The sequence below is a fragment of the bacterium genome (genome assembly GCA_035529855.1).
Lineage (GTDB): Bacteria > RBG-13-66-14 > B26-G2 > WVWN01 > WVWN01 > WVWN01.
This window is the reverse complement of record DATKVX010000064.1, coordinates 1-26,907: the sequence shown is the minus strand read 5'-3', so window position 1 is coordinate 26,907 and position 26,907 is coordinate 1. Positions and strand designations below refer to the sequence as shown.

Here is a 26,907-nt window from a genome sequence, read left to right as displayed (position 1 = left end):
AACCGTGACAGCTGCGTTGGAGCTCGAGCGCTTCCCCATCATGGATACGGCGATCCACAACGTCTCCGTGGCCGAGACGTTGGACATCGTCGACGGCTTCGTCGCGGACGGCTCGCCCCGCGTGATCGTCACGGCCAACGTCGACCACCTTATGCTCTTACGCAAGGACGCCGCGTTCCGGGAAGCGTACCGGCGCGCCGACCTCGTGACGTGCGACAGCGTGCCGGTGAAGTGGGCTTTGGCCTTTTTGGGGACGCCGGTGAAGGAGCGCGTCGCCGGCGCGGACCTGTTCGGGGCGCTGGCGGAACGCGCGGCAACCACGGGATACCGATGCTTCTACCTGGGGGCCGCGCCGGGGGTGGCGGAGAAGGCCGCCGGCGTCCTAACGGAACGTTACCCCGGCCTCAACGTCGTCGGTACGTACTCGCCGCGGGTAATGCCGTGGAAGGAGTTGGCCGATGACGAAGAGACGTTGCGGCGCATCCGCGAGGCGAAGCCGGACGTACTCTTCGTCGCGTTCGGCGCGCCCAAGCAGGAGCTGTGGCTCGACGCCGTGCGCGACCGGCTCGGCGTCCCGGCCGCCATCGGCGTGGGCGCCGCCTTCGACTTCGCCGCCGGGACCGTAAAACGCGCGCCGCGTTGGATGCAACGCGCCGGCCTGGAGTGGTTCTTCCGACTTTCGCAAGAACCCCGCCGGCTTTGGCGCCGCTACCTCTTCGTCGACTCGCGTTTCGTCTCCTACGTATTGAGAGAAAAATTCCGCGGCCGGAAGGCCGCGGCGCCGCCGAAAGCCGATTAACTTAAATACCCTCCCGCTACCGCTTCCTTAACCCGCCGCGAACACCGCCTACCGTTCCTCGTCCTCGAAATAACGGTAAGCCACGCCGTAGCGGACCCCCTGCGCGGAGACGACGGCATTGTCGGCGCCGAGCTTATCCAAGAACTCCGCAGCGGCCAGTACGCCCGCCGGGAAGACGTCGGCCCGACCCGCGGGCATGCCGGCCAACCGGCGCCGCTTCGACAGCGGCATAAAGAAAACCCCCTTGCCGATGGCCGCGAGGGTAGCGGCCGATAAGGCGTAACCGTGAACCCGCGCCCCGTCGTACGCCGGCAGCGCCAACTTAAGCGTAGCCGCGGTCGTCGCCGTGCCGCCGGTTAAAACGACGTCGCCCGCCGAGGCCTTTACGTCGACCAACGTACCCCGTACGTAGTTCCGCGCCGCTTCCCACGCCTCGGGCGTTCGCGCCCCGCCGAAGAACCTTTCCGTAACCAGAACGCAGCCCACGGCGTAACTCGCTACCGCCGGGGGGCCGCCGCCGGCCTCGCGCGCCAGTTGGGCGCTACCGCCCCCTACGTCCACCACCGTCACCGGCCCATCGTTTAGCATCAAACTGCGCCGCGCCGCCAACAGCGTCAACTCTCCCTCCTCGCGCGGCGTGAGCACGTCGATAGGCAACCCGAGGTGCGCTTGGAGCGCTCGCGCGAAAGCGTTACGCCACCGCTCCCGCCGAAGCACTTCCGTGCCCACGACCCGAAGCTCGTTCGGACCCTTTCCTTCGGCCCGCTGCACGAAGGACGCCAACGCCCCCACGGTCCGCTCTACGGCGGCCGCCGACGGTTCGCCCGAAGCCAGGCCCTGGCCTAAGCGCGTAGGCGCGAACCCCTCGTCTTCGACGGCCAACTCGCCGTCGGCGCCGCGGGACATAAGTAAGTACAGGACCGTGTTGGTGCCGACGTCGAATACCGCTATAGCGTCCCGCCTGTCCTTATTTAACAATCGCGACCTTCCCCACACGCTTCTCCCCGTCGCGCTCCATAACGTATAGGTAAACCCCCGATGCCACGTCCGCGCCCCACGCCCATACGCCGCCCGAGTCGGGCCTTCCCTCGGCCACGCGGTCGCCGGCGAGGTTGTAGACGCTTATCGCGGCCTCCGAGGGTACGTTGTCGAACGTGACGCCCCGCGCCGACGACGCCGACGGTTTGTAGGGGTTGGGGTAAACGCGGACCGCGTCCAGCGACAGCGCCGGCCCTTCGTCCATCAAGCCCGCCCATCCCGCCACGGTCGCGGCGGCCAGCCGCGCGTTCGCGGCGACGAACGGCAGGTCCAGGTGGTCCATCGTATCGGTAGTCTTGTGGTAGTGGGGATACCCGCCGCCGCTCGAGTCCTCGTTGAGGTACGCGGCGGCGTAGCCCTGCTGCCAGAAGGAGTAGTGGTCGCTGTTGGCTTTGAACGGGTTGTTCTCGCCGGCGAGCATCAGCTCCGGCACGTACAGCCGGCTCGCGCGCGCCCCGGCCTCATACATCCACCTCGAGTCGTCTTTGTAATACAACCGCGCGTCGCGGGGGCCGTCGCCGACGTACCCCACCATGTCCATGTTCCACACCGCGCGGACGTCGTCGCCCCGGCTTTTGACGCGCCGCGCGTAATCGCGGCTGCCCACCAGGCCCTGCTCTTCGCCGGCGAAAAGTATAATCCGAACCGTGCGCTCTAGGCGGGAGGTCGCCAGCGCCCGCGCCACCGCGAGCGCCGCTACCGTTCCCGAGCCGTTGTCGTCCGCGCCGGGGGCCAGACGTTGCGGCTCGTCCGAGATGCTGTCGTAGTGAGCGACAACGAGGTACTGCTCGTCCGGTTCCCGACGGCCCGGGACGTCGCACACGACGTTCTTCCAACCGAGTTCCTCGGGCAAGTTGTCGCGTAAGTTGAGCCAGCTCGAGCCCCCGTCCGCGGTGTAGTCGACGCACGAGCCGTAGCCGCACGCCCAACCCTCGCTCGTCGAGGCGAAGGATATCCCGGTAAGGGGGAAGTCGGCGGGTATGTCGACCTTGCGCCAGCTCGCGCCGCCGTCCGTCGTCCGGAACGCCGCGCCCTTCTCGCCGCCGCCTACCGCCACGCCCGTCATGTCGTCGAAGAAATGGACCGCGCCCAGATACGTGCCGTTCGCGACGTCGTACCGCTGCACCTCCCAGCTCGAGCCGCCGTCGTCGGTGTGCAGGATGACGTCGTAATGGTTGCCGACCACCCAACCTTCGTCCCGCGATATGAAGCTTAGGCCCGTCAGCTCGACGACCTCCGCCGGCGACTGCGGGTCCGAGAAGGGCGTCCGGCGCCGTACCCACGTCGCGCCGCCGTCGTCGGTCCGCCGGACCTCGCCGTGCCACCCCACGGCGTAACCGCACCGGTCGTCGAGAAACTGGATCTCGAAGAGGGTATCGCTGATGCCGCTCGGCTGCCGCTCCCAGCTTGAGCCGCCGTCGTCGGTGTGCAGGATAACGCCCCCCGTGCCACAGGCCCAGCCCTCGAGCCGGCTTACGAAGTGGACGCCGGTGAGGTGGCGGTCGGTCGGCTTGGGCATGCGGCGCCAGCTCGAGCCGCCGTCCGCGGTCTTGAGGACGGTCCCGTTCGCGCCTACTATCCACCCGTACGTTTGGTCGACGAAGAAGACGTCGACCAGTTCCTCTTCGGTACCGCTCTTCTGTATGACCCAGCTCGAGCCGCCGTCGTCGGTGCGCAAGATGAGCCCCGAAGCCCCGACCACCCACCCCCGCTTCGTGCCGGGGAGGAAGAAGCATGAGTCGAGGTCGTGGGCCGTAATGAAGACGTCGTAGCGCGGCGCCAGGCCGTAGGAGGAAAGGCGGTCGTGGAGGAAAGCCGCGGCCTTCTCCATGTATGGCGAAAAGGAATACCGCGTGGGGAACGCCGTCAACGCGCCGAGCTCCTCTTTGATGTCTTCGGTTCTTATGCGGCTAAGCAGGTATTGAATGCGACCGTCGGCTGCGGGCAGCGGCGGCGCCGGCCGGGCTGCGGGTTCCGCTACGTGCGTCGGAACGAGGAGTCGCCACGGCGCGTTAAGCGACTTCATCGGCTTGTCGTAAACGAAGCCGTATTGCCGGCCCAACAGGATTTCGCCGCCGTCCTCGAGCAAGACCTCGCCGAACGGCGCGAGCGCCTCCGCCGGGGTGCCCTCGACGCGGTAGTAGAAGCGGCCGGCCGCGAGCGGCAGCACCGTGTCGCCCACCGCCCCGGCCGCCGCGCCGCAGAACAGGTGCACCCGGCCCACGCGGCCCAGGTAATACAGGTCGACCTTTTGGTTAAACTGCAAGGCCGACGGGTCCGCGGCCGCGGCCACCAGCGGGCCGTTCGCCGCACCGGCCGCGGCCGCCATAACCAGCAACGCTCCCGCGAGGCGCCTCATCGGACCGCTTCCGCCGGGCGGCGGCTCCGGAGGGCGTCGACGACGGCGTAGTCGTTATGGCTCACGTCTCCCATCTCGACGTGGGGTTTGACCAGCGGGCCGTGGAAGTCCGAGCCGGCGGTGGCAACGAGCCCCAGACGACGCGCCAGCGCCGCGAACGCCCGCCCCTGCTCGTCGTCGTGATACGAACAATAGGCCTCGATACCGGCCATCCCGGCCGCGGCCAATTCCGCGAAGACCGGTTCGTCCTCCGGCAGGCGGAACTTGTCGCCCGGGTGCGCGAAGACGGCGGCGCCGCCCGACGCCCGAATAACCTCGACCGCCTCGGCCGGCGACATCCGCGCCACCGGGAAGTAGGCCGGCTTGCCGTGGGACAAGAGGTCGCGATCGAAGTGGAAGTAGGGGGCCGCAGCCTTGGGGGGCCGGCGCAGCGGCTCGAGCTGCGGGTGGCCGTCGTTACCCCGGTCGTTCAACACCACGCGGCCTATGACCGGCCCTACCGGCGGTTGGCCCCGCGCCTCCCGCGCGAGCTTCTCGTCGTCGACGACTATGCCCAGCTTCCTTAAAATCGCCAGCCGGCCCGCGGCCTGCCGCCGCCTGGCGGCGGTCAACGCGGCTATGGCCCCGGTTATAGCGTCCGCTTCCCAATCGATGAAATACCCGAGGATGTGCACCCAACGCCGGCCCAGGTCGCAGGTCAGCTCTACGCCCGGGATGGTTTCCACCGCGCTCGCGGCGCCGGCGGCCATAAACTCCGGCAGGCCGCCGACGTCGTCGTGGTCCGTAAGGGCGACAGCGGCCAACCCCTTCTCCGCGGCCATGCGGACCAGCTCCGCCGGCGTATATTGGCCGTCGCTGGAGAACGAGCTGTGGAGGTGTAAATCTACGAGTCGCTTCGGTCGCATTTAACCTCCACCCAACTCGTCGGGTTTTACCAGAACCGCGTCCGGTTTGACGCGGCCTCCTTCCGCGGCGACGCCGATGCCGACAAGGCCGCCGTCCGGAGCCAGCAGGCGAACCGCGTCGCCCGGGCGTACGTTCCCCGGCGCCGGTACGAAGCGACCGTGCACTACGTCCGCCACCTGGGCCGAGGAAAGCCCCGCCGCCGCCAACTCCGGCAACAACTCCGCGGCGGCCGTGAAATGCGGCGCCGCGAATATTTCGTCCGGGGCCGCGCTCGCGAGGCGGTCCTGGGGAAGCGCGTCCGCGAGGGCGAACGACCCCACGGCGAGGCGCGTCAGGTCGACGAGGTAACCGCCTACGCCCAACTTGCGGCCTATATCCCGGGCGAGCGCGCGTACGTACGTGCCGCCGCCGCACTCGACGAAGGCGGTGAAAGTCGGCGGCTCCACGCTCTCGACGTCGAGGCGGTACACGGTAACCGCTCGCGTGGGCGCGACCACGTCCTCGCCGCGGCGCGCCTTTCGGTAGAGCGGTTCGCCGCCGCGCTTGACCGCCGAGAACGCCGGCACTTCCTGCGCGATTTCGCCCACGAACGAACGTGCCACCGCGGCCAGCGCGTCGTACGCGTCGGCGGGGACTCCCCTCTTATATAGTACCTCGCCCTCGTCGTCGCCGGTCGACGTCTCCGCGCCTAGCTTTACGATGGCGCGGTACTGTTTTTTATAACCGCCGAAGAAACGCGCAAGCCGCGTAACGCGGCCGAACAGGATAAGGAGAACGCCGTGCGCCGCCGGGTCGAGCGTTCCGGCGTGGCCCACGCGCCTGGTGCCGAGCGCGCGCCGCGCCACGTCGACGACGTCGTGGGACGTCGGCCCGCGGTTTTTGTTCACGTTTACGAGGCCGCCTATTGTCGGCGCAGCCACTCTTCCACCTCCGCCAGCACGGCCTCTTGAACTTCGGCCATCGAACCTTCGACGAAGCAGCCGGCCGCGGCGGCGTGGCCGCCGCCGCCCCGGGCGAGAGCAAGGCCGCTGACGTCTATCTCCTCCGCGGCGCGGAACGATATCCTTACGCCGCCCTCCTCTTCGCGGAAGAGGATGCCCACCCGGCTGCCGTCGACGCGGCGGGTATAGTCGACTATCCCCTCGGTGTTCTCGACCTTCGCGCCGGCGCGGGCCAGCGCCTCGCGCGTTACCGTTACGTACACGATGCCGTTCCGGCGCTTCATTCCGGCCAGCGCCGCGCCCAGGAGGTTCATATAGGCCGCCGGGTACCGCCGATAGAGCTCGCCCTCTACGTCGGCGGGCGAGACGCCGCGGGCTACGAGGTCCGCCGCCATGTCGAACGCCCAGGCGTTGGTGTTGGTATAGGTGAAGTTGCCGGTGTCGGTGACGAGGCCGACGTACAGACACAGCGCCGCGGCGTCGGGGAGCTCCGCCGTCAGCTCGCGGAGGACGACCCACACCTGCGCCGCGGCCGCGGGGGCCGCGGGCTCGACCCAGTTCACCGCGCCGAAGCCAGGGTTGGAAGCGTGATGGTCGATATTGATAACGACGCCGCCGTCGCGGCCGAACGCCGCCACCGGTTCCGGCAGGCGGGTTACGTCGGCGCTGTCGAGCGCGACGACTACGTCGCCGTCGCGCCAGACGGGCGGCGCGGTCGATGTCAGCTCGTCGAATCCGGGGAGAAAGGCGTAGCGGCGGGGAACGGCCTCCAAAGGCCAGGGGGTCGCGTCGCCGCCGAGGGAACGCAGCGTGTGGGCGAACGCCAATACGCTGGCCACGGCGTCGCCGTCGGGCTCGGCGTGGGTGGCGAGCACGAGCCGCGGCGCGGCCTTAACCGCCGCCGCTATCTTCGCCGCCGCCGGGAAATTCATCGGCTTCCAATTCCTTGAGGATCTCGAAGACGCGCGCCGCCGCCCGATACTCTTCATCGAGTCGGAAGCGGATGTGGGGGGTGCGCCGCAACCGGACGCGGCCGCCGATCTGCTTCTGCACGAACGCGCGACACCGCGCCAGCGCTTCCAGACCTCGCGACACCTGTTCCTCGTCGCCGTAGACGCTGACGTAAACGTCGGCGAATTGCAGGTCTCTCGAAACCTTGGCCCAGAGCACGGTCACGTCTCGCGCCGCGGGTTCCACGACCTGGGAGGCCAGAACGTCGGCGACCTCTTTCTTGACCAAACGCTCCACCCGGGCTATGCGGAATCCTTCTTGCATTCAAACCACTGCTCCGACGGCGGTTCCGGGGCCGCGCTAAAGCTCCACTACTCGCCCCTCGAGCGTCAGGTCAAGGTCGCCGAACCGGCGCTCAAGGTGGTTCTCGAATTTGGCGAGCAAGGCGTCCGCCCGGCGGCGCGCCGTCGCCAGGCCGGCCAACGCGACGACGGCCCGCGTCTTATCGTCCAGGCCGTCTACTTCGGCCACGGCGGCACCGAAGCGCGCACGCATGACGTCCTTCAGGCTACGGACTACCATCCGCTTTTCCTTCAAGCTCCTAGTACCTTCCAGGCGGACGGTAACGGTCAACAACGCCAGATAAGGCCGCTTCTCTTTTGTCATTTGGCGTCGAGGCGACGCGTTATCTTACGCTCCTCCAGTACCTCGATGATGTCGCCCTCGGCCACCTCCGCAAAACCGCTCACTACGATGCCGCACTCCAAACCTTGCTGAACCTCTTTAGTGTCGTCGCGGAAACGACGCAACGACAAGACGGTCCCCTCGTGCACGACTTCGCCCTCGCGTAATACGCGGGCCCGGGCGCCGCGGAAGACGCGGCCACTGGTTACCATGCTGCCGGCGACGCGTACCGAGCTCGAGACGTCGAACACCTGACGTACCTCCGCGTTGCCCACGACCTCGGTAACAATATCGGGCTCGAGCAAACCCTCCAGCGCCGCCCGCACGTCCTCGATGGTCTCGTAGATGACGTCGTAACGGCGGACCTCGACGCCCTCGCGTTGGGCTAGTTTTCTCGCCTTCGCCTCCACGCCGACGCGGTACGCCACCAACACCGCTTGCGAAGTACTCGCCAACAACACGTCGGTTTCGTTCACGGCCCCCACGCCGGAGTGCAGGATTTTGGGGCTTACTTCTTCGTTCCCCAACCCGCTCAGGTGCTCCACCAGCGCCTCCGCCGAGCCGGCCACGTCCGCCTTAACGACCAGGTTCAACTCCGACTTGCCGCCGCCTTCGAGCTGGCGATACCATTCATCTAAAGAGAACGCCGGCTCGGGCGCTACTTCGGGCTCGGCCTCGGCGGCCAGGAGCGCGGCCAGGCTGCGCGCTACCTTGTCGTCCGGCATGCCGACCAGTACGTCCCCGGCTTCCGGAACGCCCTCCGCGCCGAGTATCGAAACCGGCGTGGAGGGGCCGGTCTCCTTGACCTTCTTGCCGACGGCGTCGAACATCGCCCGCACGCGGCCCGCCCAACGGCCCACGACGAACGCGTCGCCCACCTTGAGGATTCCCTGCTGGACCAGGACGGTAATGACGACGCCGCGGCCCCGGTCGAGCGTCGACTCGATGACTACACCCCTCGTCCGGGCGTTGAGGTCGCCCTTAAGCTCCATGATCTCCGATTGAAGCGAAATGGCTTCCAACAGCTTTTCCAAACCCTCGCCCCGAAGCGAGGAGACCTCGACCGAGAGCACTTCTCCCCCCCAGTCCTCCGTTGTGACGCCATGGTCGGCCAGGCCGCGTTTAACGCGAAGCGGGTCCGCCTCCGCCTTGTCCATCTTGGTAATGGCAACGACGACGGGGACGTGGGCGGCCTTGGCGTGGCTTATAGACTCCAGCGTCTGGGGCATGACGCCGTCGTCGGCTGCGACCACCAAGACGGCGACGTCCGTAACCCGGGCGCCGCGCGCACGCATCTGGGTGAATATTTCGTGGCCCGGGGTATCTATGAAGACGACGTCGCCGAAGCGGCTGTCCACTATGGAAGCGCCGACGTGCTGAGTGATGCCGCCCGACTCCGTGGCTACTACGTTGGTCTTCCGGATGGCGTCTAGGAGCGTCGTCTTGCCGTGGTCGACGTGGCCCAATACGGCCACGACGGGCCGGCGCGGCACGAGCTTCGGCTCCACGGCCTGGGCGTCGACGTCGAACCCCGATTCGCGCGCGACCTCCGCTTGTTCGTCGACGCTCAAAATACTCAACGGGTTAAGGTCACGGCGGCCTTTAGCGCGGAAGGACTCTCCGACCTTCTCCGTGGAGACGTCGAGCGCGAACGCCAGCTCGCCCAGCGTCTTTTCTTCTCGTAGGCACACCTTCTTTTTAGGAGCGACTTTAGGCGCCGCCTTCGATGCGGCCGTACCCCTACGGCCGTACGCGCGCGAGCGTTCCGGCACGCCTCTCTTCACCCGGCCTCCCCTGTCGGTACGGCCGCGGGGGCCCCGGCGCGCGGGGGGGCGCACCATCCGTTCCGCCTTCGCGAGCCGCCGCAACGCTTCCGGCGACACCGCCGCGCCGCGGTCATCCAATATCTCCTCCTGGACTTTTACCACGGCGTCGGCTTTCTCCGGACGGGGAGCTTTCTTAACCTTGGCGGCCTTAGCCTTTTCGTCGACGCCGGCCTCGCCCTCCGCGACGGCTGTGGCCGCCGGTTTCTCCTCCGCGGGGCCTTGGGCCGATGGCTCTTCGACCGCCGCTGCAGCCTTAACTTCCTTTTCAACCGGTTCTTCCGCGGCAACTTCGGCTACCCCGGCCTCCGGCGCCTCCACGACTCCGACCGCCTCCGCCTGGGCTTCTACGGCCACCGGTTCTTCTTCCTTCTTACGCGGCGCTTTTTTACGGAGGCGCACTTTCCCCGACGCGGGTTTCGCCATTTCGGGAATAACGAGCGGTTGTTCCTCGGGATCACGGTCCTTTATGCCGAATAAGTACGCGCGCAACTTAGCCTCGTCTTCCGGCGGGACTACGCTGTTGGCGGCTTTAACTTCGACGCCGATCTGCCGCAGTACTTCGATCAGCTCTTTACTGGTCCGGTCCAACGATTTGGCTATTTCGTGGACCCTTCTTTTGGCGGCCAAAGTTTAACACCTCGCTTAGTCGCACTAGCGGACGCAAATCCCGTGCTAGTGGGAAATCAGTCCTGCTCAGGGGCTTCGCCCTCCTCACCCGGTCGCGTCTCCTCGCCCGGGGCGCCGCGCTCGACGGCCTCTTCCTCGGCCGCCGCCGGTTCTTCTTCCGCCGGCGCGGCTTCGGGAGTTTCATCAACTCCCCCGGCCACGGCCCCCGCTTCCTCGTCTGCTTCGACAGCCGCGGCGGCTTCCTCGGCCGCGGGCGGCGCGTCACCTTCGGGTGCGGCGCCTTCCTCGTCGGGCTTTTCCTCCGCGGAAGCGGCAACGAGTTCGGGCTCGATGTAATCCTCGGGCTTAGGGGGTTCGAGGCCCTGCTCGGCTAATTCCGCTAGGCGCGCCGCAACTTTTTCCTGAAGCTCGACCGCGGTCTTGGGCCCGATACCCGGTACCGTCGCCAGCTCCTCCGGCGTCGCGGCCAGTATTTCGTCGGCCGCCCCGAAACCTTGTTCGTACAACGTCAGGGCAGTCTTCTCGCCGACGCCGGGGAGAGTAGTAAGAAAGTCGAAAGAGGCCGCGGCCTCGGCTTCCTCGCGAACGGCCAACTCCTCGCGCTCGCGTTCGCTTATAATGTCTAGGTGCCACCCGATCAACTTCGCGGCCAACCGGACGTTCTGGCCGCCGCGGCCTATGGCCAGCGAGAGCTGGTTCTCGGGCACCACCACGACGACGTGGTAGGCTCCCTCGTCAACGTCGATGGCCGTAATCTGCGCCGGCGCCAGGGCGTTGCGGGTAAACTCCTCCACCGACGGCGCGAACCGCACGATGTCGATCTTCTCGCCCGACAACTCACGGACGACCGCTTGCACGCGATAACCGCGCATGCCGACGCAGGTGCCTACCGGGTCGATGTTCTTATCCCGGCTCGAGACCGCGATCTTGGAGCGCGAACCCGGTTCGCGGGCGACGGCCTGTATTTTCACCAACCCCTCGTATACTTCAGGGACTTCGAGCTCGAACAATTTCGTCAAGAAGTCGGGGTGGGCGCGCGAAATGATAATCTGCGCACCCTTAGTAGTCTCGCGGACCTCGATGAGGTACGCCCGGACGCGGTCGCCGACGCGGTACTCCTCGCCGGGGAGCCGTTCCCGGTACGGCATGACGGCCTCGGTACGGCCAAGGTCGACGACGACGGTCCCTTTAGACTCGCGTTTGACGACGCCGCTCACCACCTCGCCGACGCGCTTCTGATACTCGTCGAGGATGACGACCCGTTCCGCCTCGCGCAGCCTTTGGATTACGACCTGCTTGGCGATCTGGGCGGCGTTGCGGCCGAAGATGGAGGGAGAAATTTCGACGTCCAGCTCGTCGCCCAGTTCGGCCTCCGGGTCCATCGCACGCGCCTCCTCTAGGCTTATCTCCATCCCCGGCTTGGTCACCTCGTCTACGACGGTGCGGCGCGACACGATGATTACGTCGTCGTCCTCCTCCAGGAGGTGTATGTCCATCTCCGGGATGTTGAGGTGGCTGCGCCGCGACGCCGAATTCAGCGCCGCCTCCAAAGCCTCGATGACGACCTCGCGCTCGATGTCCTTGGCGCGCGCCAGCTGGTCCACCATTTCTTTCAATTGAATCTCGTCCGCCATGGTCAATCTCTCTCCTAGCGCCGAGGCCACGTCCTACCGCGACCCTTCTTACCCGAGGGCTCGCTCTTCCCGAAGCCCGGTAGTTCCGGCTCGAGCCTGGCTTCCGCCACCGAGCCGAATTCGAAAGTCCGGCGGCCCTCGTCGATATCGAGCTCGAGGCCGTCGGCGTCGACCTTCACGATGCGTCCCACGACCGTCTCCGGCCGCGTACCGCGCTTGACCTTCAAACGGGCCAGCATGCCGCGGAAGCGCTCGAAATCGCGCCGGCCCCGCAGCGACCGGTCCAACCCGGGCGACGACACTTCGAGGTCGAACGCGCCGGCCAGTGCGTTCTCAATTTCGAGCCGGGCACGCAGCCTAACGTTCACGTCGGCGCAATCCTCCACGCTTACGAACTCTTCGGCCCGGTCGAGGATAACCTTCACCACCCAACCCTTGGGGCCGCGTTTGAGCGAGACGTCCCACACGTCGACGCCCCGCGCCGCGGCCACCGCGGCCGCGAGTTCGGCTACTTTCTCCCGCGCGTCTTCCAGCAACATAAAGCTACGACCCCAACCTATCCAGTTCCTCGAGCAGCGCGGCCACGAGCTCGCCCTCGTCCGTCGACCGCACGATCTCGCCCTTGCGGTAGACGACGCCGCGGCCTTTGCCGCCGGCCACGCCGACGTCGGCCTCGCTCGCCTCGCCCGGGCCGTTAACGGCGCACCCCATAACGGCCACCACGACGTCGCGCGCGTCGCCGTTCAGGCTCTGCGCCACGCGGCGGGCCAGAGCCGCCACGTCCACCTGGGCGCGGCCGCAACCGGGACAGGAGATGAGCGTGGGGCCCCGCCGCCTCAGCTCGAGCGCCCGCAAGACCTCGTAGCCGACGGCCACCTCGCGCTCCGGCGCGTCGGTGAGCGATACCCTGAGGGTATTGCCCAAACCCGCGGCTAGGATAAGGGCCAGCCCCGCCGCCGAGCGCACGACGCCCGCGTCGCCCAGGCCGGCCTCGGTGACGCCGACGTGGAGCGGGTACGGGAGCTCCTCGGCTATGAGGCGGTTGGCCTGGAGCGTAACCGCCGGCGATGTAGCCTTGGCCGAGACGATGACGTCTTCGACGCCCGCGTCCTCCAGCCGCCGCACGCCCTCGACGGCGCTCGCCGCCATGGCCGCGGCGGTGCGGCCGCCGTGTCGGGCGACCACGTCCCGCGCGAGCGAGCCGGCGTTCACGCCTACGCGGGCCGCCGCGCCGCGCGCCGCCATCTCGCGGCCGAGCTCGAGCCATTCCTCGCGCCGCGTTATATTGCCCGGGTTGAGACGAACGGCCGCGGCGCCGGCGTCGAGACAGGCCAAAGCCAGGCGGCGGTCGAAGTGTATATCCGCCATAAGCGGCACCGGCGACCGGCGCGCCAATTCGCCGAAAGCCGCCGCGGCGTCGACGTCGGGAACCGCCGCGCGCGCCAGCTCGCACCCCGCGGCGGCCAGCCGCTCGAGCTGCGCCAGCGTCGCCGCCACGTCCCGGGTGTCGGTCTTGGTCATGGACTCGACGCGCACCGGCTCGCCGCCGCCTACCGCGACGCCGCCCACCATGACTTTCTTCGTTTCGTCTCGCGTAAACATCGCTTTTTTAATTTAACCCTGAAAGACCCTCGTGAAGTCGGCGATAAGCGCCAGCGCGACGATGCCGACCATCAAGGCGAAGCCGACGACGTTGACCAGCTCCCGGGCGCGAGCCGACAGGTTCTTGCGCCGCACCGTCTCGAAAAGGCCGATCACAATGTGGCCGCCGTCCAACACCGGCACCGGCAAGAGGTTGAGCATCGCCAACATTACCGAGAGAAAACCTATGTACTCCACGTAGGGCACGAAGCCCGCGCGCGCCGTTTCGCCGGCGAAGCGCGCGATGGTGATGGGGCCGCCCAGCGCTTTGGTAACCTTGACGCGGCCCTTGAACACCAGCGCCATGCCGCGGGCGGTGCCGGCCATTATCTCCCACGTCCGGTCCCAACCGGCGGGAACGGCGCCGAGCCAGTCCTCGGACCTTCGGACCTCGAGCAGGCCGCACACCACGCCGAGCTTCTCGACGAATTCCTCGGCGCCTTCCCCTTTGTAATCGACGGTCGCCGTTACCGGCCCGGCGGCCGTTTCAAAGGTGACGTCGTGGCCGCCCGCCGGCAGGTCCACGGTCAGCGCCAACAAGTCGTTGAACGTGGCCACCGGTCGGCCGTCCATCGATACGACGCGGTCGCCCTTCGTCACGCCCGCCGCGGCGGCGGACGTCCCCTCGGCTACACCGTAGACGTCGTTCGTCTGGTAGGGCATCAACCCCACCAGGCCGCGGCCGGTCTCGGGCTCCAGCGCCGGCGCGGCCTCGAGCGTCAACTTACGGCCGCCGCGTAGGACGTCGAACGTAAGCTTGCGGCCGGCGTTCGCGCTCACGACGCGCTGGAGGTCGAACCAACAGGTCGTGGGCCGGCCGTCCACCGCCACGATTACGTCGCCTTCTTCGAAGCCCGCCAGATTGGCCGGCGCCGGCACCCGTTCGCCGTCGACGGCCACGGTTTCCAGTATGCCGCCGACCCGGTTCGGGAAAGTGTAGAGCGTGTACCCGGCCTTGGCCACCACCGCGAAGAGTACTATCGCCAGGACGAAGTTCATCGCCGGGCCGGCGAAGGCCACCAGCATCCGCGCCCACGGCGGCTTGGACAGGAACTCGTCGGGCGTGCCCTCGCGCTCGCGCTCGTCGCCGCCCGCCATTTTGACGTAGCCGCCCAGCGGCAAGAGCGATAGGGCGTACTCGGTGCCGCGCCACGTGAAGCTTAGGAGGACCTTGCCGAAGCCGAACGAAAATCGCAGAACGCGGATGCGCGCGAGCTTGGCCGCGGCGAAGTGGCCGGCCTCGTGCACGAAGACCAGAATCCCAAGAACGACTATGAATGCCAATATCGTAGTCACGCGTCCCCGCCTATTGGGTGTAATCCTCCTCGAGCTCGACGTAGAAGAGGGTGGACGAGCCCTCGGCCCAGTCCCACTCCGCCTGCGATAACGACAGGGCGAAATCCTCGAGCGCGTCCGAGAACTCCTCGGCGTCGGCCCGGTAGTCGGCCAGCGCGGCCTCGATTTCTTCCTTCAGGCCGGCGATGCTCTCGCTGAAGCAGACTATCCCCGCCGGGAAGATGCGGGCCATGAAGCCGCCGCCGTGCGGGTATATCAAAGCCACCATTCGCGCCGGTTTTTCCGTCGGCATTCTTATTCTCCGTAGACTTCCTTCTCCAGTTTGCGCACGTACGCGGCGAGGTCGTCGCTGGTTCCGAAGACGCCTATCTTGCCCACGGCGGCGTACGCACCCGTGCTGTAGTCCAATATCTCCTCGTATCGCTCCAGCGCGTCCTTTTTTCGCCCCACCTTCTCCAACGCGCGTCCCAGAAACCACAGGCCGTTGAAATCGTAGGGAGAAACCTCCACGTATTTCTCGAGCGCGGTTACGGCCTCGTCGTACCTTCTCGAGCCGAGGTACGCGCGCCCCATCTGATAGTAGGCCTTCTTGAGGCCTTCGTCGAGGGCGACGGCCTTACGGTACTCGTCTATCGCCGGCTCGAGCTTGTCGACGGCGAAGTATACCTCCGCCAGCCGGAAGTGTACGTCGGCGTCGTTGGGCACGAGCGCCAGCGCCATCAGGTACGCGTCCACGGCCTCCCGCCAATCGTTCGCGTACTCATATTCCATCGCGAGCTCGACGTACAGGTCGGCGTTATCCGGGTCGGCGGCGATGTCGGCTTCGATGTCCTCGATAACGTCGCCGTACGCCGCGGCCGCGAAAGCCGCCGCCGCTAAGAAGTACCTCGCCCGAAAAATTTTATTCGCAAACATCGACCTTACCTCACGCCTAAGTACGACCCACGACCGCCGCGGCGACCTCCTCCGCCCGGCGCCGCGCCCACCGGTCCGCCCGGGCGACGTCATCGTAGCCGCCTACGTCGCCGTCCGGGGCGCCGGCCAGCGTGGTCTCGATGATCTCCGGCAGCGCGCCGAAGGGGATTTCGCCCGCCAGGAATTTCTCGACCGCCACCTCGTCGGCGGCGTTCATTACCGCGGGTTTCAGGCCGCCGGCGCGCCCCGCGGCGAGGGCCAGGCCGAAGCACGGAAACCGCGCCGGGTCCGGCCGGGCGAAGTCGAGCCGGCCTATGGTCGCGAGCTCGAGCGCCACGGTGGGGAAACGCGCCGCGCGCCGCTCCGGGTACGTAAGCGCGTACTGGATGGGCAGACGCATGTCCGCGGTGGCGAACTGCGCCACGAACGAGCCGTCCGCCAGCTCGACCAGCGAGTGGACCACCGACTGCGGATGTATCAAGACGTCGATGCGGTCCCACGGCATGTCGAAGAGCCAGTACGCCTCGATGACCTCTAAACCCTTGTTCATAAGCGTCGCGGAGTCCACCGAAATCTTGGCGCCCATATCCCACACCGGGTGCGCCACGGCCTGCTCCGGCGTCGCGTTCGCCACTTCTTCCCGGCTCTTCCCCAGGAACGGGCCGCCGGAGGCCGTGAGTATCAACCGCCGGACGGCGTCGGGGCGGCAGATCTCGAGGCACTGGGCCAGGGCCGCGTGCTCGCTGTCCACCGGGAAGATGCGCACGCCGGCGGCCCGCTGCGCCTCCCGCACCAGCTTTCCGCCCGCGACCAGCGACTCCTTGTTGGCGAGCGCCACGTCCTTGCCCGCGTTCAACGCGGCGAGGGTGGGAGCGAGGCCGGCGAACCCGGCGACCGAGACCAGGACCAGGTCCGCCGTCGGCGTCGTCGCGACGTTGGCCGCGGCGCCGTCGCCCGCGAACACCTCCACGCCCTCCGCGGCCAGCGGCTCGAGCACGCGCGCCTGCCGCTCGTCGTTCATCCCCACGGCGGCGACGTGAAAGGAGCGCGCCTGGCGGGCCAACAGCTCGGCGTTGTGCCCCGCGGCGAGCCCCACCACCTCGACCTCGTCGCCCAGCGAGGCGACGACGTCGAGCGCGTTCCGCCCTATGGAACCGGTGGACCCCAGTATGGCTACGCGTTTAACCATATCGTCTTAACCGACCCGCCCCACCAGCACCAGGACGCCGAAGAAGAGCGGCGCGCAGAATAACACGGCGTCGAAGCGGTCCAGCACGCCGCCGTGCCCCGGCAGGACGCCGCCGCTGTCCTTGACGCCGGCGTCACGCTTGAGCGCCGACTCGGCCAGGTCGCCGACGAGGTCGCCGGCCGCGAGGGCCGCGCCCGCCGCCAGCGCGCCGAGCCAACCCAGGCCCGCGCCGGCGAAGAAGAGCTTGGCCAGCGCGAGCGGCATCACCAAGCCCACGACGGCGCCGCCCACGGCCCCGGCCACGGTCTTGCCCGGGCTTATGTTGGGCGCGAGGCGACGGCGCCCCACCGCCCGGCCTACGAAGTACGCCGCGACGTCTACCGCCCATATCGTTATAAAGAAAATCAACAACAGCTCCACGCCGGCGGGAAGGACCCGCACCAGCATCAAAAACGCGAGCAGCGCCGGCACGTACGCGAAGGCGAAGAGCGTGGCGCCGGCGTCGGCCAGCGCGCCCGCGGTGCCGCGCCGGAACACCGGGACCAAAAGCACCGCCACCACCAGCGCCGCCGCGGCCCAGAGCGATATCGCCGGCCGGTACGCTACGGCCGCCAGGAACGCGACGCCGGCCGCGACCGCGGCTAGGCGGTGGGGCCGCCGGCCCCCGGCCTCCAGTAGCTGAAACGTCTCGACAAGCGCTACCAGCGCTATAGCCTCCAGATAAATCAAGAAGTGGTAAGGCCGACCCCATATCAAGATCACCAGGTGCACCGGTACCCACAGCGCCGCCGTCAAGATGCGGACCGCCAACATTAGCCGCCGCCCCCCCCGGCCGCCGATACCCGGCCGTACCGTCGCTCGCGGCTCGCGTAATCGAGCAAGGCCGCGTACATGTGCCGGGCGCGGAAGTCGGGCCACAGAACGTTGGTGACGTAGATCTCGGCGTACGCTATCTCCCACAGCATGAAGTTGGAAACGCGCAACTCGCCGCTCGTCCGCACCAGCAAGTCCGGGTCGGGGTGGCCCGGCGCGTAAAGGTACCGGCTAATCGTCGCCTCGTCGACGTCGTTTTCGCCGGCGGTGACCAACGCGCGCACGGCGTCCGCCAGCTCGGCCCGGCCGCCGTAGGAGAGCGCGAGCGTGAGCGTCAGCTCGTCGTACGGCGCCGTCAAGGCCATCGTCTTATCCAACTCCGCGCGGACGTCCTCCGGTAAACGGTCCAATCGACCCATGGCCTCGAGCCGGATATGCTTCTCGGTAAGCTCTTCGCGTTCGCCGACCAGGTAGTTCTTGAGAAGGCGCATCAGCGCGCGGACCTCGAGCTCCGGCCGCTCCCAGTTCTCGCTGGAGAAGGCGTACAGCGTGAGGTACTTGACTCCCGCCTCGCGGCACGCGGTCACGGCCTCCCGCACCGCCTTCACGCCGGCCTGGTGGCCGCGGATGCGAGCCAGGCCGCGGCCCCTCGCCCAGCGGCCGTTGCCGTCCATAATGACGGCGACGTGGGCGGGCAGCGCGGCGCCCTCCAAGCGGGCGCGGAGCTCCTCCTCGTCGAGCTCCTCCAACGGGTTAATTATTTCCATGGGCGTGCGTATTAACCACTTCTCGGCCTTCCCGCCCCAAGCCGCCCCGGTTCGCGCAAATTTAAAAAGGGACTCTCGCCTACCCCAAACTGAACGGCGGGTCCCTCGCAAGAAGCTATTCAGTTGGAGAAGAGTCAGGCCATAACTATATCTCCAGGATCTCTTCTTCCTTCGCTTCAAAGAGGGCGTCAACCCGCTCGATATAACTATCCGTTAACTCCTGTATCTTATCCATAAGACGCTGCGCGTCGTCTTCGGAAATTTCGCCTTCTTTCTCGGCGGCCTTGATGTTCTTGTTGGCGTCGCCGCGTACCCGCCGGACGGAGACCTTGCCCTCCTCGGCCAGCTTCTTCACGAGTTTCACTAGTTCCTGGCGGCGCTCCTCCGTCAACGGCGGGATGTGTATCCGGATTATGTTGCCGTCGTTGGTGGGAGTGAGGCCGAGGCCGGACTGGTATATCGCCCGCTCCACGTCCTTGATTATGGACTTGTCCCACGGTTGGACGACGATGGTGCGGGCGTCCGGTACCGAGACCGTGGCCACCTGCTTGAGGGGCATGCGCTGGCCGTACGAATCGACGTAGATGCGGTCGAGCAAGGCGACCGACGCGCGGCCGGTCCGGATGGACCCGAGCTCGCGGCCGGTCGCGGCCGCCGAGCTCTCCATCTTGCTTTCCGTTTTCTTAAGTATCTCGTCCGCTACCACGGTTCCTCACCCCACGCGGGTACCGAGTTTTTCTCCTTTTATTATTTTACCAATATTGCCGGCGTCATACAAATAGAAAACGACGAGGGGGATGCCGTGGTCCCGGCACAGCGCCGCGGCCGCGGCGTCCATCACCGCCATATTTCGCGCTATCACCTCGTCGTACGTGAGCGACGTTAGCAAGCTCGCGTCGCCGCGGTCCTTCGGGTCGCGGTCGTAGACGCCGGCCACGTCGGTGGCCTTCAGCACCGCGTCGGCGCCCAGCTCGCAGGCACGCAGCGCCGCGGCGGTGTCCGTCGTGAAGAACGGCCGGCCGGTCCCGCCGGCGAATATGACCGTCGCGCCCTCTTCCAGCAGCTCGAGCGCGCGTTCGCGCCGGTAGCGCTCGCAGCATTCGCCGACGTCGAAGGCGCTCAGCACCGCCGCCGGCACGCCGAGCTGCGTCAGGCCCTCTTTGAGCGCCAGCGCATTAACGCCGGTGGCGAGCATGCCCATGTAGTCCACGGCCGCCCGGGGCCACCCCAGCGCCGCGGCCTCGCGCCCCCGCACGACGTTGCCGCCGCCCACCACCACGGCCACCTGGGCGCCCGCGGCCCGGGCGTCGGCCACCTCGGCCGCGACGAAGGACACCCGCGACGGCTCGAGCCCCCCGCCCCCCTCGCCGGCGAACGCGCCGCCCGACAGCTTCAACACAACCCGCTTATATTTCGGGGCCGCGCCCACGACGCTCACTCGCCCAACTTGAAGCGGGAGAACCTCGCGATGACGACGTTTTCGCCGAACTTCGCGACGGCCTCCTCGACGAACTCCCGCACCGTCTTGTCGGGGTCCTTGACGAACGGCTGCTCGAGAAGCGTGTTCTCGGTTATGAACTTCTTTAAGCGGCCTTCGACGATCTTCTCGACTATGTTATCCGGCTTGCCCTGCTCGCGGGCCTGCTCGGCGGCTATCTTTCGTTCCTCTCCCAATGTCTCCGCGGGCACGTCGTCCGACGTCACGCCCATAGGGTCGGAGGCGGCGATGTGCATCGCGATATCCTTGACGAAGGCGCGGAACTCGTCGTTGCGCGCCACGAAGTCGGTCTCGCAGTTGACCTCCACCAGCACGCCCAGCTTGTCGCCGGGGTGGACGTAGGAGACGACGACACCCTCGCCGGTGACCCGGCCGGCCTTCTTCTTGGCCGCGGCCAGGCCCTTGACGCGGAGGTACTCCGTCGCCCGGTCGTGGTCGCCGCCGCACTCCTGCAGGGCGCGTTTGCAGTCCATCATGCCGGCGCCGGTCCGGTCGCGGAGTTTCTTTACCTCGTTCGCATCGATCGCCATAGGGTATCCTCTCGTCTACTTCTCGGGGCTTACGTACGCCCCGGCGCCGGGCGCTTCTTCCGCCACGACTCCCCCGCCCTCGGCGCCCTCCGCGCCCTCGGTGGCCTCGGCGCGGCCGTCGACGACGCCGGTCGCGATGGTGGAGGCCATGATGCGGATAGAACGTATGGCGTCGTCGTTGCCGGGGATGACGTGGTCCACCGGGTCCGGGTCGCAGTTGGTATCCACCAGCGCCACCACCGGTATGCCGAGGCGGTTGGCCTCCCGCAACGCTATGGCTTCCCGCCGGGGGTCGATCAGGAAAACTATCTGCGGCAGGCGTCGCATGTCGCGGATGCCTTCGTACAACCTGGTAAGGCGGTCCTTCTCCTTCTGGAACCCGAGGCGCTCCTTTTTATTGTACTTCGCCAGCGAACCGTCCTCGCCCATGGCCTCGATCGTCTTGAGGCGTTCGATGTTCATCTTTATGGTCTCGAAATTGGTGAGCGTACCGCCGAGCCAGCGAGTGGTTACGTAGAAGGCGCCGGCGCGCGTCGCCTCCTCCTCTACCGCGGCCTGAGCCTGCTTCTTCGTCCCCACGAACAGCGCCCGGCCGCCGCCGCGCGCCGTATCGCTGGCGAATTCGTACGCTTCCTCCAACAGACGCAGCGTCTTCTGTAAATCTATAATATAAATGCCGTTGCGCTCCGCGAAGATGTACTTACGCATCTTCGGGTTCCAACGGCGCGTTTGGTGGCCGAAGTGTACGCCGGCCTCCAGCAGTTGCTTCATCGAAACGTCGAACATGACTATCTAAACCTCCGTTACCCGGTTCGCTTTTAGGCAAGGGGCGCGTCGGTCGCCGCCCCTTTGGAGCGATAGCCCTGGATTTTATTGGTCTCTAAAACGCGTCCTCCGCGGTTGCGGCGTTTACGTTAGCGCTTCGAGAATTGGAACCGCTTGCGAGCGCCCGGCTGGCCGTACTTCTTGCGTTCCTTCACCCGCGGGTCGCGGGTAAGCAGGCCCGCCTTCTTGAGCGCCGAGCGGTAGGAGCCGTCCACCTGCTCCAGCGCCCGGGCGATGCCGTGCCGCAGCGCGCCGCGCTGGCCGGTGATGCCGCCGCCCTTCACCGTCGAGAAGACGTCGAATTTGCCTGTGGTGGCCGTGACCTCGAACGGCTTCGCAATGTCCGCCCGCCAGCTCTCGAGCGTGAAGTACTGCTCGAGCGGCTTGCGGTTGACGACCAGGTTGCCCTCGCCGGGCCAAAGCCAGACGCGCGCTACCGACGACTTGCGTCGGCCCGTGGCGTAATGTTTCTTCACTTCCAACCGAAATCCTCCAACCTGGCCTAAACCTCGAGCGGCAGCGGCTTCTGGGCGGCGTGGGGGTGACTCGGGCCGCGGTAGACCTTGACCTTCTTCAGCAGCTTGCGGCCCAGCCGGTTCTTGGGGAGCATACCGCGCACCGCGTGCATGATTACCCACTCCGGCTTACGCGCCATCAAACGGGCGAGCGGCTCTTCCTTGAGGTTGCCTACGTAGCCCGAGTGCCGGTAGTAGATCTTGTCGCGCAGCTTGTTGCCCGTTACGCGGACCTTCTCGGCGTTCACGACCACGACGAAGTCGCCGGCGTCGAGGTGGGGCGTGAAGTACACCTTCTCCTTGCCGCGTACTATCTGCGCGATGCGCGTCGCCAACCGCCCCAGGACCTTGCCGTCGGCGTCGACGACGAACCAGCGCCGCTCGATGTCGTCTTCCTTCGGGATATAGGTTCGCTCGTTCACCGCTCGTAGCTCCATAATTATTAAGCGCTCGCGGCTCGCGCCGCGAGAGGCATAAATATAACAATTTTACGAAGCGAAGTCAAGGGTTATTTACCCAAAAACCCCCGAACATATTAATACTCGAGCGAGAAACGCCGACCCGGACGACGCCGGCTCGAGAGGAACGTTATACCTCGCCCGCCCGCGGTATAAACCGCCCCGTACGCAAAGGGACTACCCTTCGCGTGGTTCGTACCCCCCAAGCTTAGCTACCCCGCTTTAACGCCGCGGCGCACCGGGCGAGTTCCGCCAAACGAGAGACCAGTCGGCCTGGCCGCAGTCGCAGGGTGGGAAGGTCTCGCCGGTGGTGAGTTTGACCTCGGCGCCGCAGTTTTTGCAGCGGTATACGCCGGCCTCGGGGCTTACGTCGCCGGCTCTGAACGCCATCTATTCCTCCTGTCTCCCTCCTTAAATAGCAGCTAGTGTCCCTTCTAAAGTGGTTCTTCCACTATCTTTATCTCCTCGTCCGTCAGGCCGTACAATTCGCAGACCAGGGCGTCGATCTTTTTATCCGTGGCGGCGATGGCGCGCTGGAGGCGCTGCTTGTCGGCGTCCGATTTGGCGGCGGCGAGGCGCTTGTGCAGCTCGAGCATCTCCTCCACCAACGCCACCATCTTGTCGTGCCGCGCTGCGTCGGCGGCGTGGTTGAGACAGTGGGCTTAAGCCCACTGTCTAACCTCCCTCCACGATCTTTATCTCCTCGGCCGTCAGGCCGTACAGCTCGTAGACCAGCGCGTCGATCTTGCGGTCGGTGGCGGCGATGACGCCGTCGAGGGGATTTTTGAACGCGTTTTAATTATATACTCAATCTATTAATATAAGGCCTTAACGCTTTTTCGAACCTGACCATATAATCGATTAGCGTTTCCTGGATTTCTGGCCATTTATCCTCGTTAGCATAACCGCCGGTTTTTACCCCTTTTTTAATCCTACTCGCGCGTCTATCGTCGAGGCGTTCCCAATCTAACGGGGGACCGAAATCTTCTTCAATTTTTTCCTTATTTCGGTAAAGCTCATCGAAAATCTTTTTATTTTCTTCTTCGGCGTCTCTACCTCTATCGATATATAGTTCAACGTTACCTTCGTTCTTTTTTATAGTATAATTGAAACCCAAACCGGTTTTCCCTGCCCCGGTTCCAACCCAACTATATTCACTTGGTGCTATGTTAGCGTGTAATTGAGTCTTTGCTTTAGCTTTCTCTAACAGCCCTGTCCAAAAGCGCTTCCTTATTTTGTACCTCTCGGCTTTTTCTTTTTTAATCTCCCCTATCTCGCGGCTTTCTTCGCTCGGCCCAACGATTATTGTTAATAAAGGCGCCGGCTCAGAATCACCTATGCGGACGGCTTCAATCTTTATTAAATAAAACGAGGCGGACGTCGATTCGTTAAGCCAAGTAACGGCCGTTATATGTTCCGGCCGAGGGTCGGCAACGATCCAGATACCGTAACTAGCTTCTAGCGCCGTTAAATAAGTTACGAGCTTCCCCAGGTGGTCGTGGTCGCTTTTCCCTAATTGGTTTTCGATGATAACCGTATTTTTTTCTTCATCCTCGGCGACAAGGTCGACGCTGAAAGCACCCGCCGATTTTTCGGTTTCTAAGCTGGTTAGCGTAATATCTACTACTTCGTTTAAAACGTCAATATTATTCCTAAGCCAAGAAGTGAAATCCTTCGCTTCTCGCCGCCAAATTTCGCGGAGGGGAACCCTCTCTATTTTACCGATCATAATTAACCTCCGATATGTTCACGTGATTACTTGCCGGTTTCAACGACCCTTATCTCTTCCTCCGTCAGGCCGTACAGCACGTAGACCAGCGCGTCGATCTTGCGGTCGGTGGCGGCGATGGCGCGCTGGAGGCGCTGCTTGTCGGCGTCCGATTTGGCGGCGGCGAGGCGCTTGTGCAGCTCGAGCATCTCCTCCACCAACGCCACCATCTTGTCGTGCCGCGCGACGTCGGCGGGGACGGAAGGGTTTATCACCTTGAACGGCAATTCCTTTAAATCCGTCATCAGTATTTGGGGGAAAGCTTGGGGGTTCGTGATCATCCTTTGCCTTACTACGAAGGTAAGGAGCCTCGAATTAAAAAGCCCTAGATAATAAAGCAATTCCCTTCGCTTCGGCCCCGCAACAATATATATCGTACTTTCTACTAATTGTGGGTCTTCCGTATAGCTTACGCATAAAAAATCGCCCGTTCTCCTAACCAGTAGCCTAGGACACTCCATGTGCTTGGATAAAACCTTAGTACCGCCTACGATAGTTAACTCGTCGTACGACGTATAATCCTTATATTCTAAATAGTATCTCTTTAACGAATTCCCGAGTAAAAAAGGGAGGTCTCTTTCTTTAGGTACTTTGCGGAGGTGGTTCCGGCGGTCTTTAACAACCATACCCTTGTAAAAATTAAATAGGTTTTCGGCGGGGGGAAAAACACCCCCAATTCTTTTTACTAGTAACGAACCTCCGGTTTCAGGTTCCGTATTCCACATAAGGTCCGGGGACGCTTTTAAATATGAATAGTCCATCCTAAAAGATTTATCTATTTCGAAATCGCTATTTAATCTTTCTACGATATAAGTTTCTTTTTTATCGTTTTTCGTAACAACGAAAACCAAACTACCTATATAGGCTTCTTCGAATACGAACTTATCGAATATTAATATGTTTTTAAGCGACCCTTCGGAATGAATAATCTCCCTTACTTTTTTATAACTACGTGTTCTCGCTAAGCCTTCTGGTACAATAAACGAAAATAAACCACTTCTATTAAGTAAACCAAGCATCCTTTCTATAAATAGCCCGAATAAATTTTTCGATTGGGCCGCGCGGTAACTCCCGTAGTTTTTATCGTAGTAAGTCAATATGTCGTGTCTACACGTACCAACGGTTAAATTCAAATACGGCGGGTTCCCGATCACCGCGTCGAAACCGCCGGCCTTCATTATCTCCTCGAACTCCACTTCCCAGTCGAACGGGTTGACGCAGCGGCGCTCGTCCTCGTCGACAGACAGGAATGTCTGTCCCACGTCGAAATAGTCGGACCCTATCAGCGAGTTGCCGCACTTGACGTTGGCGTCGAGCGGCGGCAGGAGCGCCGTCTTCATCAGGAACTGGGCGTCGACGTCCTCCAATAACTTGAGGTACAGCGACATCCGCGTGACCTCGCACGCCTGGTCGTCTATGTCCACGCCGAAGATGTTGTTGACGAGGATTTGCCCCTTGAACCTGGCCGTAAGGCGATATTTCTCCTCGTCGGCGTCGCGCCAACACGCCGCCGCCAAACCCTTGCCGATTTTTTCCGGGTTCGCGGTGAAGTAATCCTCGTGCCAGTCGATGAGGCGCCGGAAGGCGCCCAGCAGGAACGAGCCGGAGCCGCAGGCCGGGTCCAGTATCTTGAGCTTCGCGGCCGCCGCCGGCGTCTTGCACTTCTTGAGCAACTCGCCGACGGTGTTCTCGACGATGTAGTCGACTATGTACCTGGGGGTGTAGTAGACGCCGCCGGCCTTGCGGACCTCCGGCTTGGGTTCAACGACCGCACGGTGCGAAGGCGTAAGTCTTATCTCGGAGCCGAGGAACCGCTCGTAGACCGTCCCCAGCATCTCGACGCCGACGACGTTGAACTGGTACGGGCACTTGGGGTAGTAGAGGGATTCTATGAAATCGCGAAGCTGCTTGTCGTCTACCATTAAGTCCTCGGAGAAATGCTTGTAGAACAACTCGCCGTTGTACTGCGGCTCGAGGTACCGGAACTTGTCTACGACGTAGCGGTAGAGGTCTTTTTCTTTTTCCACCTTCCACCGGTTCAACGCGTCGAGGAGGAGCTCGGTGGCCTCGATGCCGCGGTCCTCGATTACGCGCATGAAGATCGCGCGGTCGAGGATGCGCTGAACGGCCTCGTTGATGTCGTGAACGCCGAGGTCCTTATTGCGGAGGGCGACGTTGCGGGCGAGCTCCGCGCGCCACTCGTTAAGCCGTTCGAAGAACTTCCGGTCGAGGGCTTCCTTATTGCGGGTGCGGCGGGCCTTGGGGAGTAGCTCGCGCAGGGCGCCGGCGGCGACGGCCTCCCGCGAGAACACCGCGGCGAGCTCGTCCCACCGTTCCTCGTATTCGGTATACGGTAGGTCGAACTTTTTAAACAGGCCGCGGGCCCGGTTCTCGTATACGGGCTCCAGGCCGGTGTCGAAGAGGCGGAACCCGGCGAAGTTGGTGAGGACGCCGAAATCCACCGGCAAGTTATAACCGTAACGTTTGGTTTGGAAAATGAAATCTGCGTCGTCGAGGCGTTTGCGGTAGTCTTTGGCCTCGACGATGAACTGCGGCTTGCGCGCGAGTTGAAAGCAGTAGTCGGCGCTCCTGGTCGAGGCGCGGAGGTGTACGCGTTTTTCCTTCACGACCTCGCGCGGGTCGCGAACCGCCCACCCGAGCGCTTCCCAGAAGGGCTCGACGTACGTCGTGCCGAGCTGGGCCTCGTCGAAGCTATCCGGCGCGGGCCCTCCCTTCAGGCGTTCGAAGTCGTCGACGAGTTTTTTTATTGTATCGGGCGCCGCCATCTTCCCTCCGGGCGCGTAAAGCGCCTTATCTATTATAATATACCCCCCTGACAGAAGCTGTCAACTCAAAACGGGGGGCGGGCAAAAAAAGGGGCCTCGCGGCCCCTTTATTCAACGGTTCGTCGGCTAGTAGTACAGCGC

The 26,907-nt window shown here is 64.6% G+C and carries 28 protein-coding genes; 1 reads left to right on the top strand and 27 read right to left on the bottom strand.

The window, feature by feature from the left end; all coding sequences use genetic code 11:
• The first annotated feature begins 4 nt into the window (after nucleotides 1-4).
• Nucleotides 5-799: a WecB/TagA/CpsF family glycosyltransferase gene (locus VMX79_07060; GenBank protein HUV86856.1), complete on the top strand. Its 795-nt coding sequence runs from the start codon at nucleotides 5-7 to the stop codon at nucleotides 797-799.
• A gap of 48 nt (nucleotides 800-847) precedes the next feature.
• Here VMX79_07060 and VMX79_07055 read toward each other — a convergent pair whose 3' ends face one another.
• The 27 genes from VMX79_07055 to VMX79_06925 form a co-directional block, all read right to left on the bottom strand.
• On the bottom strand, nucleotides 848-1,777 hold the full coding sequence (locus VMX79_07055; protein ID HUV86855.1) for a hypothetical protein: 930 nt from the start codon (nucleotides 1,775-1,777) through the stop codon (nucleotides 848-850).
• Nucleotides 1,767-4,196, bottom strand: a complete 2,430-nt coding sequence (locus tag VMX79_07050; protein HUV86854.1) for a M20/M25/M40 family metallo-hydrolase — start codon at nucleotides 4,194-4,196, stop codon at nucleotides 1,767-1,769. The genes VMX79_07055 and VMX79_07050 overlap by 11 nt, the downstream gene beginning before the upstream one ends.
• Nucleotides 4,193-5,101 (bottom strand): PHP domain-containing protein, encoded by a 909-nt coding sequence (locus tag VMX79_07045; protein HUV86853.1) that lies wholly within the window; start codon nucleotides 5,099-5,101, stop codon nucleotides 4,193-4,195. Before VMX79_07045 ends, VMX79_07050 begins: the two co-directional genes overlap by 4 nt.
• Complete coding sequence (gene truB / locus VMX79_07040) at nucleotides 5,102-6,022, bottom strand: tRNA pseudouridine(55) synthase TruB (GenBank protein ID HUV86852.1); 921 nt, start codon at nucleotides 6,020-6,022, stop codon at nucleotides 5,102-5,104.
• Nucleotides 6,004-6,975: a DHH family phosphoesterase gene (locus VMX79_07035; GenBank protein ID HUV86851.1), complete on the bottom strand. Its 972-nt coding sequence runs from the start codon at nucleotides 6,973-6,975 to the stop codon at nucleotides 6,004-6,006. The genes truB and VMX79_07035 overlap by 19 nt, the downstream gene beginning before the upstream one ends.
• Nucleotides 6,935-7,318, bottom strand: coding sequence for a 30S ribosome-binding factor RbfA (gene rbfA / locus VMX79_07030; GenBank protein HUV86850.1), 384 nt, complete (start codon nucleotides 7,316-7,318; stop codon nucleotides 6,935-6,937). Before rbfA ends, VMX79_07035 begins: the two co-directional genes overlap by 41 nt.
• Before the next feature lie 36 nt (nucleotides 7,319-7,354).
• On the bottom strand, nucleotides 7,355-7,660 hold the full coding sequence (locus tag VMX79_07025) for a DUF503 domain-containing protein (GenBank protein HUV86849.1): 306 nt from the start codon (nucleotides 7,658-7,660) through the stop codon (nucleotides 7,355-7,357).
• The gene (gene infB, locus VMX79_07020; GenBank protein ID HUV86848.1) at nucleotides 7,657-10,131 is read right to left on the bottom strand and encodes a translation initiation factor IF-2; all 2,475 of its coding nucleotides are present in this window, start codon (nucleotides 10,129-10,131) and stop codon (nucleotides 7,657-7,659) included. Before infB ends, VMX79_07025 begins: the two co-directional genes overlap by 4 nt.
• A 56-nt stretch (nucleotides 10,132-10,187) precedes the next feature.
• On the bottom strand, nucleotides 10,188-11,765 hold the full coding sequence (gene nusA, locus VMX79_07015) for a transcription termination factor NusA (protein ID HUV86847.1): 1,578 nt from the start codon (nucleotides 11,763-11,765) through the stop codon (nucleotides 10,188-10,190).
• Between the two features lie 14 nt (nucleotides 11,766-11,779).
• A complete protein-coding gene (locus VMX79_07010) occupies nucleotides 11,780-12,304 on the bottom strand; it encodes a ribosome maturation factor (protein HUV86846.1) in 525 nt (174 codons plus the stop codon).
• 4 nt (nucleotides 12,305-12,308) lie between these two features.
• The gene (ispG, locus tag VMX79_07005; GenBank protein HUV86845.1) at nucleotides 12,309-13,367 is read right to left on the bottom strand and encodes a flavodoxin-dependent (E)-4-hydroxy-3-methylbut-2-enyl-diphosphate synthase; all 1,059 of its coding nucleotides are present in this window, start codon (nucleotides 13,365-13,367) and stop codon (nucleotides 12,309-12,311) included.
• A gap of 12 nt (nucleotides 13,368-13,379) precedes the next feature.
• Nucleotides 13,380-14,702 carry an RIP metalloprotease RseP gene (rseP, locus tag VMX79_07000; GenBank protein ID HUV86844.1) on the bottom strand — a complete coding sequence of 441 codons (1,323 nt, stop codon included), beginning with the start codon at nucleotides 14,700-14,702 and terminating at the stop codon, nucleotides 13,380-13,382.
• A 10-nt stretch (nucleotides 14,703-14,712) separates the two neighbouring features.
• A complete protein-coding gene (locus VMX79_06995; GenBank protein HUV86843.1) occupies nucleotides 14,713-14,994 on the bottom strand; it encodes a hypothetical protein in 282 nt (93 codons plus the stop codon).
• A gap of 2 nt (nucleotides 14,995-14,996) precedes the next feature.
• Nucleotides 14,997-15,617 (bottom strand): tetratricopeptide repeat protein, encoded by a 621-nt coding sequence (locus tag VMX79_06990; protein ID HUV86842.1) that lies wholly within the window; start codon nucleotides 15,615-15,617, stop codon nucleotides 14,997-14,999.
• Nucleotides 15,618-15,633: 16 nt separating this feature from the next.
• Nucleotides 15,634-16,806 carry a 1-deoxy-D-xylulose-5-phosphate reductoisomerase gene (gene dxr, locus VMX79_06985; protein ID HUV86841.1) on the bottom strand — a complete coding sequence of 391 codons (1,173 nt, stop codon included), beginning with the start codon at nucleotides 16,804-16,806 and terminating at the stop codon, nucleotides 15,634-15,636.
• A 6-nt stretch (nucleotides 16,807-16,812) separates the two neighbouring features.
• Nucleotides 16,813-17,619 carry a phosphatidate cytidylyltransferase gene (locus tag VMX79_06980; protein HUV86840.1) on the bottom strand — a complete coding sequence of 269 codons (807 nt, stop codon included), beginning with the start codon at nucleotides 17,617-17,619 and terminating at the stop codon, nucleotides 16,813-16,815.
• Nucleotides 17,619-18,386: a polyprenyl diphosphate synthase gene (gene uppS / locus VMX79_06975; protein ID HUV86839.1), complete on the bottom strand. Its 768-nt coding sequence runs from the start codon at nucleotides 18,384-18,386 to the stop codon at nucleotides 17,619-17,621. Before uppS ends, VMX79_06980 begins: the two co-directional genes overlap by 1 nt.
• Before the next feature lie 145 nt (nucleotides 18,387-18,531).
• Nucleotides 18,532-19,053: a ribosome recycling factor gene (frr, locus tag VMX79_06970; GenBank protein ID HUV86838.1), complete on the bottom strand. Its 522-nt coding sequence runs from the start codon at nucleotides 19,051-19,053 to the stop codon at nucleotides 18,532-18,534.
• Between the two features lie 45 nt (nucleotides 19,054-19,098).
• Nucleotides 19,099-19,815, bottom strand: a complete 717-nt coding sequence (gene pyrH / locus VMX79_06965) for a UMP kinase (GenBank protein HUV86837.1) — start codon at nucleotides 19,813-19,815, stop codon at nucleotides 19,099-19,101.
• A 5-nt stretch (nucleotides 19,816-19,820) separates the two neighbouring features.
• The gene (gene tsf / locus VMX79_06960; protein ID HUV86836.1) at nucleotides 19,821-20,414 is read right to left on the bottom strand and encodes a translation elongation factor Ts; all 594 of its coding nucleotides are present in this window, start codon (nucleotides 20,412-20,414) and stop codon (nucleotides 19,821-19,823) included.
• 15 nt (nucleotides 20,415-20,429) lie between these two features.
• Nucleotides 20,430-21,200, bottom strand: coding sequence for a 30S ribosomal protein S2 (rpsB, locus tag VMX79_06955; protein ID HUV86835.1), 771 nt, complete (start codon nucleotides 21,198-21,200; stop codon nucleotides 20,430-20,432).
• A 128-nt stretch (nucleotides 21,201-21,328) separates the two neighbouring features.
• The gene (gene rpsI, locus VMX79_06950; protein ID HUV86834.1) at nucleotides 21,329-21,721 is read right to left on the bottom strand and encodes a 30S ribosomal protein S9; all 393 of its coding nucleotides are present in this window, start codon (nucleotides 21,719-21,721) and stop codon (nucleotides 21,329-21,331) included.
• 20 nt (nucleotides 21,722-21,741) lie between these two features.
• Complete coding sequence (gene rplM, locus VMX79_06945; GenBank protein ID HUV86833.1) at nucleotides 21,742-22,191, bottom strand: 50S ribosomal protein L13; 450 nt, start codon at nucleotides 22,189-22,191, stop codon at nucleotides 21,742-21,744.
• A 243-nt stretch (nucleotides 22,192-22,434) separates the two neighbouring features.
• Nucleotides 22,435-22,602, bottom strand: coding sequence for a hypothetical protein (locus VMX79_06940; protein HUV86832.1), 168 nt, complete (start codon nucleotides 22,600-22,602; stop codon nucleotides 22,435-22,437).
• Between the two features lie 44 nt (nucleotides 22,603-22,646).
• Entirely contained in the window at nucleotides 22,647-22,829 is a 183-nt protein-coding gene (locus tag VMX79_06935; protein ID HUV86831.1) for a hypothetical protein, read from the bottom strand.
• 182 nt (nucleotides 22,830-23,011) lie between these two features.
• Nucleotides 23,012-23,941 carry a DUF4268 domain-containing protein gene (locus VMX79_06930; protein HUV86830.1) on the bottom strand — a complete coding sequence of 310 codons (930 nt, stop codon included), beginning with the start codon at nucleotides 23,939-23,941 and terminating at the stop codon, nucleotides 23,012-23,014.
• A 26-nt stretch (nucleotides 23,942-23,967) separates the two neighbouring features.
• On the bottom strand, nucleotides 23,968-26,766 hold the full coding sequence (locus VMX79_06925) for an N-6 DNA methylase (GenBank protein ID HUV86829.1): 2,799 nt from the start codon (nucleotides 26,764-26,766) through the stop codon (nucleotides 23,968-23,970).
• Between the last annotated feature and the right edge of the window lie 141 nt (nucleotides 26,767-26,907).